The 10,896-nt window shown below is 61.0% G+C and carries 12 protein-coding genes and 1 tRNA gene; 6 read left to right on the forward strand and 7 right to left on the reverse strand.

Translation table 11 applies throughout. The features are described from left to right. Positions 1 to 4: 4 nt before the first annotated feature. From AAFU51_13140 to purB, 5 genes are all read right to left on the reverse strand, one after another. Positions 5 to 679 carry an NADH-quinone oxidoreductase subunit C gene (locus AAFU51_13140; GenBank protein MEO1572203.1) on the reverse strand — a complete coding sequence of 225 codons (675 nt, stop codon included), beginning with the start codon at positions 677 to 679 and terminating at the stop codon, positions 5 to 7. Positions 680 to 686: 7 nt separating this feature from the next. Next, the gene (gene nuoB / locus AAFU51_13145; protein ID MEO1572204.1) at positions 687 to 1,208 is read right to left on the reverse strand and encodes an NADH-quinone oxidoreductase subunit NuoB; all 522 of its coding nucleotides are present in this window, start codon (positions 1,206 to 1,208) and stop codon (positions 687 to 689) included. A gap of 139 nt (positions 1,209 to 1,347) precedes the next feature. Then, positions 1,348 to 1,722: an NADH-quinone oxidoreductase subunit A gene (locus tag AAFU51_13150; protein MEO1572205.1), complete on the reverse strand. Its 375-nt coding sequence runs from the start codon at positions 1,720 to 1,722 to the stop codon at positions 1,348 to 1,350. Positions 1,723 to 1,843: 121 nt separating this feature from the next. After that, positions 1,844 to 2,395: a hypothetical protein gene (locus AAFU51_13155; protein ID MEO1572206.1), complete on the reverse strand. Its 552-nt coding sequence runs from the start codon at positions 2,393 to 2,395 to the stop codon at positions 1,844 to 1,846. A 36-nt stretch (positions 2,396 to 2,431) separates the two neighbouring features. Then, positions 2,432 to 3,727, reverse strand: a complete 1,296-nt coding sequence (purB, locus tag AAFU51_13160) for an adenylosuccinate lyase (protein MEO1572207.1) — start codon at positions 3,725 to 3,727, stop codon at positions 2,432 to 2,434. Between the two features lie 290 nt (positions 3,728 to 4,017). On the opposite strand from purB, the gene AAFU51_13165 reads away from it, so the two are divergent. From AAFU51_13165 to AAFU51_13185, 5 genes are all read left to right on the forward strand, one after another. Then, a complete protein-coding gene (locus tag AAFU51_13165) occupies positions 4,018 to 4,641 on the forward strand; it encodes an NADH-quinone oxidoreductase subunit I (protein ID MEO1572208.1) in 624 nt (207 codons plus the stop codon). A gap of 90 nt (positions 4,642 to 4,731) precedes the next feature. Next, a complete protein-coding gene (locus AAFU51_13170; protein MEO1572209.1) occupies positions 4,732 to 5,307 on the forward strand; it encodes a DinB family protein in 576 nt (191 codons plus the stop codon). A gap of 252 nt (positions 5,308 to 5,559) precedes the next feature. Beyond that, the gene (holA, locus tag AAFU51_13175; protein MEO1572210.1) at positions 5,560 to 6,606 is read left to right on the forward strand and encodes a DNA polymerase III subunit delta; all 1,047 of its coding nucleotides are present in this window, start codon (positions 5,560 to 5,562) and stop codon (positions 6,604 to 6,606) included. A 238-nt stretch (positions 6,607 to 6,844) separates the two neighbouring features. Then, positions 6,845 to 7,423 (forward strand): sigma-70 family RNA polymerase sigma factor, encoded by a 579-nt coding sequence (locus AAFU51_13180; protein MEO1572211.1) that lies wholly within the window; start codon positions 6,845 to 6,847, stop codon positions 7,421 to 7,423. 156 nt (positions 7,424 to 7,579) lie between these two features. Further along, positions 7,580 to 7,653 (forward strand) — tRNA-Val (locus AAFU51_13185). 75 nt (positions 7,654 to 7,728) lie between these two features. Here the strand turns inward: AAFU51_13185 and AAFU51_13190 are convergent. Beyond that, the gene (locus AAFU51_13190; protein MEO1572212.1) at positions 7,729 to 8,070 is read right to left on the reverse strand and encodes a hypothetical protein; all 342 of its coding nucleotides are present in this window, start codon (positions 8,068 to 8,070) and stop codon (positions 7,729 to 7,731) included. 70 nt (positions 8,071 to 8,140) lie between these two features. Further along, positions 8,141 to 8,386 carry a hypothetical protein gene (locus tag AAFU51_13195; GenBank protein ID MEO1572213.1) on the reverse strand — a complete coding sequence of 82 codons (246 nt, stop codon included), beginning with the start codon at positions 8,384 to 8,386 and terminating at the stop codon, positions 8,141 to 8,143. A gap of 815 nt (positions 8,387 to 9,201) precedes the next feature. On the opposite strand from AAFU51_13195, the gene AAFU51_13200 reads away from it, so the two are divergent. Beyond that, the gene (locus tag AAFU51_13200; GenBank protein ID MEO1572214.1) at positions 9,202 to 10,545 is read left to right on the forward strand and encodes a nucleoside-triphosphatase; all 1,344 of its coding nucleotides are present in this window, start codon (positions 9,202 to 9,204) and stop codon (positions 10,543 to 10,545) included. Positions 10,546 to 10,896 lie beyond the last annotated feature (351 nt).

Consider the following 10,896-nt stretch of genomic DNA (forward strand, 5'->3'; position numbering starts at 1 on the left):
TGAATTAGTCTTGGGGGAGGTCGCCGTGGGCGCGGGCGAAGGGGTCGAGCGTGAGTTCGCCGTCGGTCTCCTGGTTCGGGAGCGGGAGGCTGCCGGGGATGCCGAGCGTCGGGAATTCCTTGCGGTGGGGGTGGTACTCGAAGTCCTCAGGCATGAACATGCGCCGGAGGTCCGGGTGGCCCTCGAAGCGGATCCCCATGAAGTCCCAGCCCTCGCGCTCGTGCCAGTTGGCATTGTGGTAGACGCCCGTCACGGTCGGCACCGCCTCGCCGTCGTCCACGCGCACTTTGAGGCGCAGCCGCTTTGGCGGGTCGATGGCGACGAGGTTGTAAAACACCTCGAAGCGCTCGGTCTCGGTGAAGCGGTCGATGCAGCCGATCATCACGAGGACGTTGAAGCCGTGCGCGTCCTTGAGGTAGCCGCACACATCGGCGATGGCGCTGCGCTGGACGAAGACCGTCTGCTCGTTGGCGTACTCAACGACCTCGCCGATGCGCTCGCCGAACTCGGCGCGAAGGGCGTCCACGACCTCCGGGTTGTGCGTCGTTGCCTTGGCGTGCGGGTTGGCCTTCTTCGCCTCCTCCGCCAGCGCACGACGCGGCGTGAAGCTGTACTTCAGTCCCGTGGGCTCCGGCGTGTCGGTCACTTTCGGCTCAGTGTTGGAGGTATCGTCTTTCATGCGTGACCTACGCGGCTTCGATGAGGCGGCGGTCGCTGAAGTCGATGTCCGCCTCGCGGATGTCCTTCGCGACGGAGTGCTCGTTGCGGATCTTCTCCTGGATGTCCATCACGGCGTGCAGGATCGCGTCGGGGCGCGGCGGGCAGCCCGAGATGTAGACATCCACGGGGAGGAAGTTGTCGACGCCCTGCACGACGCCGTAGACGCGGTGCATGCCACCTGTGGAGGCGCAGGCACCCATGGCGATACACCACTTCGGGTCGGGCATCTGGTCCCAGATGCGGCGGACAGCGTGCGCCATCTTGTAGGAGCACCACCCGGCGACGATCATCAGGTCGGCCTGGCGCGGGCTGAAGCGCATCGCCTCCGCGCCGAAGCGGCCGATGTCGTACTTCGGACCGGCCATCCCCATCATCTCGATGGCGCAGCAGGCGAGGCCCATCGGCATCGGCATCAGGGAGTTCGAGCGCGCCCAGTTGACCACGGAGTCGACCGAGGTCGTGAGGAAGCCACCGTTTTGGCTGAACATAGCGAGGTAAGGTCGGGGCGAAGTGGAGTCGAGGGATCCGAAACGGGATCGTCAGGGGGATTCGTTGCTATCGACCGGCCCGGCGGAAGTTTCAATCGAAACTGAAAGCAGCCCGAGTTTCCCTTGCCCTTCGAAGTCGCTAGCCTTCGAAGTCGAGGCCGCCCTTCTTGATGTCGTAGACGAGGCCCACGAACAGGATGAGCGTGAAGAGCCCAATCACGGCGAGCGACTGCAGGCCGTAGCCCGCTTCGAGGAAGTCGATGAAGCTGACCGCCCACGGATACATGAACACGATCTCGACGTCGAACACGATGAAGATCATCGCGACGAGGTAGAACTTGACCGAGTACCGTTCGCGCGCCGAGCCGACCGGGTCCATGCCCGACTCGTAGGGGCTCGCCTTGACGCGACGTGGGCGGCGCGGGCCGAAGATCTCGGCGGACTTGAGGAGCGTGACCGCGAGGCCGAGGGCCATCACGATCATCAGAAAGAAGGGCAGGAAGTCAGCCAGCATGAGCCGTCCGCTCAGAAGGGGTGTGGGGGACGTGTAAGCGCTAACACAAACTACGCCGGGCATCCAGTCCGGTTCAATGAAAGCCCGTCGGAAGCGCACAGCTTGAACTGACCCTGGCCCCTCAGTCAAAAATGCCCTGGATGCGCGCCTTGAAGCGTCCGGACACCATCGCACGCTCCTCGTCCTGGAAATTGAACCGCCCCTCAGCAAACTCGTCGTCCATGCGCTCGATCACGAACACGTCTTCGGCGCCTTGCGCGCCGCTGGCGTACAGGGGCCGGTCAGCGATAGCATAGACTGCCGAGAGTATCTGCTCGACGCCCTCCTCGGTGGTTTCATTCCGGTACCGCCCATCGAGCCCGGCGCTGCCGTCGTAGGCACCTTCTTCGTAAAACGAGTCTAGCGTGACCGTGAGCGTGCCCAACGTGTCGACGATGCTTGGGGCGAAGTAGATGGTGAACTCGTGCTGCACGCCGTCGTCAAAACGCGTGATGCTCAAGGCGGCGCGCCCATCCGTCCAGCCTCGCTGCTGTTCGCCATTGACAACGTAGGAGAAGTCGCTGCTGGACCCCTCGAAATTGCGCGTGTCCTGGATGCCGAGCGGGCCGGACTCCTCGCTATCGCACCCTGTTGCAATGAGTAGGATGAGGGCAAGCCCACAGAAACGAAGCATGACGATGTCGGCGAGCGAGCGATTTGGGACAAGGCGTTAGAGCCCGATGCGCCCGAAGATCGTGTCTACCTCGCGGAGATGGTAGGCCGGATCGAAGGCCTCGCCGATCTGGCCCAGGTTGAGGTGCTGCCGGACGGCCTCGTTGGCCTCCACGATCTCGCGGAAACTCGTGCGCTCGCGCCACGCCTTCATGGCGAGCGGCTGCACGAGGTCATAGGCTGCCTCCCGGCTCAGGCCCGTGTCGATGAGCATCAGCAGGAGCCGCTGGCTGAAGACGAGCCCGTAGGTCCGCTCCAGGTTCTCCTTCATCCGGTCGGCGTTGACCGTGAGGTTCTCCACGATGCGAGCGAGGCGATGCAGCGCGTAGTCGAGGATGATGGTCGCGTCGGGGACGATCACGCGCTCGACGGACGAGTGGCTGATGTCGCGCTCGTGCCAGAGGGCGACGTTCTCGTAGGCGCTCACCATGTAGCCGCGCAAGAGCCGCGCCGCGCCGGTGAGGTTCTCGCTGCCGACCGGGTTGCGCTTGTGCGGCATCGCGCTCGACCCCTTTTGGCCTTTGCCGAACGCCTCCTCCGCTTCGAGTACTTCCGAGCGCTGGAGGTGCCGGATCTCGACGGCGATCGTCTCGATGGTCGCCCCGACGAGCGCGAGCGCGCCGAGATACTGCGCGTGGAGGTCGCGCGGGAGCACCTGCGTGGAAATGGGCGCAGGGCGCAGGCCAAGGCGCTCGCACGTCAGCCGCTCAACCTCCGGCGGGATGTTGGCGAAGGTGCCGACGGCCCCAGAGAGCTTGCCCACGCGCAGCGCTTCGGCAGCGGCCTCGAAGCGGACGATGTCGCGCTGCACCTGGTCGTAGAACCGCGCGAGCTTCAGCCCGAACGTCGTCGGCTCGGCGTGAACGCCGTGCGTGCGGCCGACGCAGAGCGTGGTCTTGTGCTCCCGAGCGCGGGCGGCGAGCACGTCCGAGAGTCGGTCGAGGCCTTTGCGCAGGAGTTCGTTCGCCTGCGTGATGCGGTAAGCGAGCGCTGTGTCGACTACGTCGGACGACGTGAGGCCGTAGTGCACCCAGCGCTTCTCGGGCCCGAGCGTCTCCGAGACGGCACGGGTGAACGCGACCACGTCGTGCCGCGTCGCGGCCTCGATCTCGTGGATGCGGGCGATGTCGAACGACGCATCGGCGTAGAGCACTTCGACGTCCTGCATGGGGATCTGGCCGGTGGCCTTGCTCCACGCCCAGCAGGCGGCGAGTTCGACATCGAGCCAAGACTGGAACTGAGCCTGCTCGCTCCAGAGCGCGCCCATCTCGGGCCGGGTGTAGCGGTCGATCATGCGGAGAGTTGAGGTCTGAAAGTGTGGGCGTATGAATGTGTGGACGCGGGGTCAGCACCGCCACACGTTCATACCTGCAAACGTTCGTACCCAAAGCCTACCTCGGTAGCATCGGACCGTAGCATGGTTTCAGGGTGGAGCATCTCACTCAACTTCGCACTTCGCCCGGCGCGCTTCCGCGAAGCCGCTACGGATTTGGCACCGCTGTTGAGGATTTGGCACCGCTGTTGAATCCCTGGTGGACGCCTCGTGTTAGATTCGCCTTCTTTCCGACGTTCACCCTCTTGACGATGCCCGGCACATACTCCGTCACCGCCAAGCCCGGCGAGCGCAAGCTCGGCTTCTGGGAAAAGCTCTACCTCCCCGAGATCCTGAAGGGCCTCCGCTACTCGGGCCGCAAGATGCGCGCGCCGTCGTACACCTTCAACTACCCGGAGGAGCAGTTCTACCCACCCGACTCCTACCGTGGTCGTCCGGTGCTTGTGGAGGAGAACGGCCGCCCGCGCTGCGTCTCGTGTGGGCTGTGCGCGCGCTCGTGCCCGCCGCTCGCCATCTCGATGCAGGCCCATGAGGTCTTCGACGACATCAAGGAGCGCGAGCCGGAGCGCTTCGAGATCAACATGCTGCGCTGCATCTACTGCGGCTACTGCGAGGAAGTCTGCCCCGAAGAGGCGATCGTGATGTCGAAAGAATTCGACCTCACGTTCCAGGACCGCGACGAGGCCGTCTTCGACCTGACGCGGCTCCTCCAGCCGAAGGAGGTTCTCCAGGACCGGCTCGGCTTCCTGGAGCGTAAGCGCAACCAGCAGCAGTTCGGCCAGCAGTGGGACTTCAAGCGCGAGAACAACGTCCACACGCTCCGCAACCGCCTCGACTACGTAAAGGAGGTCGTCGAGGGCGAGGCCAGCGAGTAGATCTGCCTTTCAGTATTCCGGTCTTCCGGTCTTGAGTCAGACATCCTGGCTCCCTCACCGGGCCACCGAAGCACCGAATCACACCTCCCCATGCCCGTCAACCTCGACGACTACGCGGCCCCCGCGAACGCACCGGAGACCCAGGCCGTCCGCCGCGAGGCGCTGCTGGCGCAGCTCGGCTGGCTGATCGTCGAAGCGGAGGCGCTGGGACCGCTGATGGCCGCCCTCCCGCCCAACGTGCTCACGGGCCGACCGATGCCCAACACACATTCGGTCAAGGAAACGTTCGGGCTGCTAGCCACCCTCGACCACGAGGTACACGCACCGCAGGTCGCGCGGATGCTGAGCGAGGGCACGCCCGCGCTTGCCCGCGCTGGCGAGGCTGCCCTCGCCGAAGGCTCCGCGTGGAACGACACGAACCTCGCCGTGCTGCTCGACCGCATGCGCGACGCCCGGCAGGCGCTGCTCGACCAACTGACTGCGGCGCCTCCAGACGCCTGGCAGCGCACCGCGATGCTCGCTAGCGCCACCGACGACTCGGAGACGCTCACGCTGGGCGCCTACGTGCTGCGGATCTGCCAACACGACGCCGACCGACTGCGCGACCTCGCCTACCGGCTGCACGAGAGCAAGCTGACGTCGCGCGCAGAGGACTTGCCAAAGTAGGCTATCCGCTCATTAGGCGCCGTCCAATCTTCCCTGAACGATTTGGACGTTTAGGGGCTTCCCTGGCAGGTTGTCAGCCCTGGTCCTACGGCGGCTTCGGGGCTAGTCCGAGTGCTCGCACATATCCTGGTCCCTATTCTGGGGACAGAACAGGACCGCCGCTCGCAGCGCTGAGTTCCGGCCCGGAGCCTGTCCTCTCTTCTCTATGCGGGCTCGCCCTTCTTTTGCCTGCACCTGCCGCTCCCGCGCACCATGGCTGCCAAGCCCGGTCCCAGCTACGACGATCTCGCCACGGCCTTCCGCCACGGCAACTTCCAGCCGCTCTACTTCTTCTACGGCGAGGAGGGCTTCCTGATCGACGAACTCCAGACACTGCTCGTTGAGCACGCGCTGCAGCCGCACGAGCGCGACTTCAACCTGGACCTCGTCTACGGCGCCGAGTCGGACGTGCAGCGGGCGCTGGCGCTCTGCGCGAGCTTCCCCGTAATGGCGCAGCGCCGGGTCGTCGTCGTGCGCGACTTCGAGAAGCTGCAGGGCAACCGGGCCTTCCAGCACTACGCCGCGCAGCCGAACCCGTCGGCGGTGGTACTTCTGGCGTGCCGCTCGAAGCCGAACCTCAGCGCACATCCCTACCGCGCGCTCAAGCAGCACGCCGTCGCCGCGGAGTTCAAGCCGCTCTACGACCGGCAGATGCCCGGTTGGATCGGACAGCGCCTCCGCCAGCGCGGGCTGCAAGCGGCCTCCGGCGTCCCGCAGATGATCGCCGAGGCCGTCGGCACCGACCTGCGCACGGCAGCCCAGGAGGTCGAGAAACTCGCCGTCTACCTCGGCGACCGGAAGCGCGTCACCCCCGACGACGTCGTCGCCGCAGGCGGTCACACGCGCGAGTTCAACATCTTCGAGCTGCAGAAAGCCATCGGCCAAGGCGACGCTGTCCGTGCGCAGACCATCGCCGACCAGATGCTCCGGCAGGCCGCCAACCGGCGCGGCGAGGCGCTCATGATCGTGGCGATGCTGACGCGCTACGTGGGCCTGCTCGCCAAGGCAGCCGACGGCCAGGCGAAGCGGCTCTCCGACCGCGACCTCGCCCGGCACATCGGCGTGAGCCCGTACTTCGTCAAGGAGTACACCTTCGCACTGCGGACGCTTGGCCTCGCCGCGATCCCGCGCACCTTCGAGGCGCTCCTCGCCGCCGACTACGAACTCAAGGGCGGCTCCGCCCGCGACGAACGGCTCGTCGTGCTCCTCCTGCTCCGCCGCATCCTGGCCAGCCCGGCCCCGACGCGGCGTGCCGCGTGATGTCTGAGCTAGCCTCACCGAGCGCTCGTCCACGTTCTTCCGATTCCTAACCCTATACTGCAAGGACGATTGTAGATACTTCGCTGGACATTAGCCAGCTATGAACGGCACCTCTCCTCACTTCCCTTCTCCTCACGTCCTTTCCCGCCCGTCACCTCCCTATCCCATGGCCACGTACAAAAAGACCGCCACGCGCCGCCGCACGGCCACCGAGCGCCGGATGCACCTCCTCACCGCGATGAACGATGAGGACCTGATGGCCCACTTCCAGCAGGGCACCGTCGAGGCGTTCGACCTCCTCGTCGGGCGCTACCGCGACCCGCTCTCGCACTACGTCTACCGCTTCGTCGGCGATGCACGCGAGTGCGAGGACCTCCTCCAGGAGACGTTCCTGCGCGTCTACCGCAACCGCCACTCCTACCGCCGCATTGCCAAGTTCTCGACGTGGCTCTACACGATCGCCGGTAACCTCGCGCGCTCGGAGTACCGCAAGCGCAAGCGCCGCCAGGTCTACTCCCTCAACGCCGTCAACCGCGACGACGAGGAGTACGAGATCGAGATCCCCGACGAGCAGCAGTTCGCGCCGGACGACACGGCCGAGGGCTCGCTCCAGGATGCCTACGTGCAGCAGGCGCTGATGGAGATTCCTGAGGAGTTCCGCGAGGTCGTCGTGCTTCGCGACGTGCAGCAGCTCGCCTACGAGGAGATCGCCACGATCACGGGCCTCCCGATGGGCACCGTCAAGAGCCGCATCAACCGCGGGCGCACCAAGCTGCAGAGCCTCCTGCGCGAGGTCTACGAGCCGGTGCTGAACTGAGCGCCTAGCGGCTCCGTGCTCCACACCCCGGCGCTCCATCAACGAACGGCGAAATCGCACCGACGGAGACTATCGCAGGTCCCGGTCGGTTGCGTGCCCTTCGCCAAGCGCCGTATGTTGTGTGCCCGCTCGTCCACAGGCGTGAGCGGTGGGAGCGGGCCCTTAGCTCAGGGGTTCAGAGCGCTCGCCTCACACGCGAGAGGTCGTTGGTTCAAATCCAACAGGGCCCACTATTAGCCCCGGTAAACACTTGTTTTACCGGGGCTTTTACATTCAGGGGTACAACAACTACCCGATTTCGCTCCTCAGGCAGCGTTTCGGGCGGTACGAGGAAGCGTCACCGCAACGTGTGAGGTGATCGCCTCTAACTTGGCGGTTCCGTTGGCTTCCTCCAGCTTCTTCGTCGCCTTGAGTTCGGCGGCGAGCGTGTCCACGCGGGCAGAGTACGACCAGCGGCGACGGGTCCGTACTTCCAGCGTGCAGCCGAGGTGTTCGGCGCGGTCGCCGTCCTCATCCATGAGGCTATTCAGGATCACGGGTTCAAGCGCCTTCACTTCGGCGGTGAGCCGCTTCACCTCCGCTTTGAGTGTGAGGTAGCGGTCGAGGTCGGCGGGGTTGTCAAGCGTGCGGAGCGGGCAGATAGGCATGGTCAGAGTCGGCCGGAGTTCGGGACAACATGAACAGGGCGAGGACCGATGCCCCTGCCCCTTCGATGTGCTAGGCGTAGTAGGACGCTAGTGCCATGTCGTCCATGTTGCGCATCGCTTCGTCGTAGCGAGCACACTGCAACTCGAACTCGATGGCCGTCTCGACTTCTTCGAGCACGTCGGCTTCGACGGTGCCAGGGAACGGACGCCCATTGCCATCGGTGAGGTAGTCGATGAGGTAATCATCGGGAGCGATATTGGCGGTGACGTGGATCTGACCGTAGCGTGTAGAGGGGATGGTGAGGCTGATCGTCATTGAAGGAACCGATTGGGTTGAGAAGATGGGCGTTGCCGCGCCCTTGAATCGATCCTAATGTAAGATTTTACTGCTCAATTGTCAAGTAAAATATCTCATGATGAGGCGCACTATTCTTACCTTCATGCTGTCGCTTCGATCTGCTGCTCTCCCTGCATATGAATGCCTCAGACCTCAGCACAGAGCTTAAGAGCTTGCTGTCAATCCGCGCCGTCCTCAACCGTGCCGGTATCAATGAATCGAGCTACTACACCGCAGCTCACCGGGGCACAGAGCTGTCCACGGAGAATCGGGAAAAGATTCGCCGGGCGTTGCTCGATACGGCTAGCGATTTAAAAAGGGTAGCCGACTCTCTGAAATAGAAAACCCCGATGCGCGGCAACGCACCGGGGCCGGTTCCAGCAATGACCCCTTTCAGGACCAGGCTGTAGAGTCACAATGCGCGCGCCATTGGGAGGGTTTCGCCCTGAGAGCCGAGTTCTGAGGTGCTCAACTCACAGAAGCTCAAGACTGCTAGTTGGCTCATCGACTGTTGCGGAAAGCCAGTAACGGCAACACTCATCTGGTGCAAGGCAAGACACTTGCTTTTTCATCGCGGAGCGTCACAAGGTCGTGATAAGAGCGTGACGACAACAGGGTTTGTGTACCACGATCCCTCTCAGTATCGTGTACAGCCTCCAGGCTCAGCTACCCCCTACCCTTGGAATGCAAGCAATTCCTGGATATTCATGGGTATGGACGCTAACTAAGCACAGCTGCTCAGCTAGTCGTACCAGCGTGATCTAGTCAGATCGAGACGAGGCAAATGACTTTGCATGACCCTATCCAAAGAGACAATGCTACAAAGAATCAAGCTCGTTTTCATTTGGCTGTGGACGAACATAGATCCAGTAATCGCACTAGCGGCGGCAGTCATTTGCTCATATCTGGGATTAACAGACGATCAATTTGATGGGCGCACTCTGTCGGCAGCAACTCTTGGAGTGCTTTCAATTCTTGCCTTCACGCTGATTCGAGAGCGGCATGGACGTGATCAGGTCCGAAAGTCACTTGACCAGATCACGATATATACACAAGAACCAGAGGCGGACTCCTTTTTTAATGCAAATATAGATGAGTCAGATATCATTAATGATGCCAGTCATGATTTGTTAATCACACAGGAAACAGGAAATTTGATTGCCGAAAGACATAGAGAAAGTATAATTAAATTTTTAGACAAAGGGGGTCGTATCCAGATGGTGGCAACTACTCCAGATCTCTACACAGCTTCACTTATGGCGCTTAGAAACGATAATCTAAACAAACCAGACTATCTAGTCGCCAGGTCTAATACATTTATGGCTCAGATATCCGACATTTGCCAAAGGGTTAACACTGAAAAGCTCACCGTAAGATACTGCCCGTACCCAGTAAGCACTACGTCTGTAATTGCCGACCCTGGCCACTCGGACACGAGTAAGCACAAAGCTATAGTGCGAGATGCTGGCTTTAGGATATCATATGAATCAAAACTAGCGTACAATGTCCTAGGATCTCAGTCACCTCGTATTTACAGACATATATCATCCGAATTCAGGAAGTTATATATGGCTTCTAGCAAATTTATATTGCTTACGGGGGAGCCGCGAACAGGAAAGACGACTCTCATGGAGACAATTATAAGAAACCTAAATGATAACGAATATATATTCTGGGTCTTAACAAAAGCAGAGCACTCTGATACCGAAAGGAAGACGAGATCCGGATTTTCTGTACACCAAAAAAATAGACAGACAGTACAATACCTCCGAAAACATGATGGTCAATATCGAGCCCAGGAACAGGCGGTAGATTTATGGGATAATATAGCAGATTATATTTTAGAAAATTTACAAGGTATTAGATTGATCCTAATTGATGAGATCGGCCACTTGCAGATTCGAGACTCTAGCCGCTTCCTGAATGCTATCCATCGCCTACTAGATGAGCCTAGCATCACAGTTTTGGCCACTATAACCGCCGACGATGACGCAGCCAGGTCATTGAGTGCCATTAAGCGACACTATCGGACTGAGACTTTGTATCTGTCTAGGGAAAACCGGCAAGAGATGCTGGCTAAGCTTGAAAGCGAGCTTGAACATGCCCAAAGAACTATAAGACTGGTTAGTCATGACTAATTACCTAAACCACCTAGGAGCAACTGCGACATTTAATTCGCGTACATGGGGAATGCTTCGAGTTGAGTCAGCATCGTTTACAGAAGCAGTAGATGGTGACTTAGTCGTGTTTGTCGGTGACCCAGAAGCCTCAGAGCGACCAATAGTCAGGATCCACTCTGAGTGCGTGTTCGCGGAAGCCTTTGACAGCGATCTCTGCGACTGCGCAGATCAGTTACGTCTAGCAATGGAGCGACTGCGGTTAAGTGGGGGCGGTATACTATTCTACCTCAGACTTGATGGTAGAGGTGCCGGTTTGTGTGCGAAAGTAGCAGCTACAAAACTTGAGGTAGAGGGATTAAATACCTACGA

Source organism: Bacteroidota bacterium, from assembly GCA_039821555.1.
Lineage (GTDB): Bacteria > Bacteroidota > Rhodothermia > Rhodothermales > Rubricoccaceae > JBCBEX01.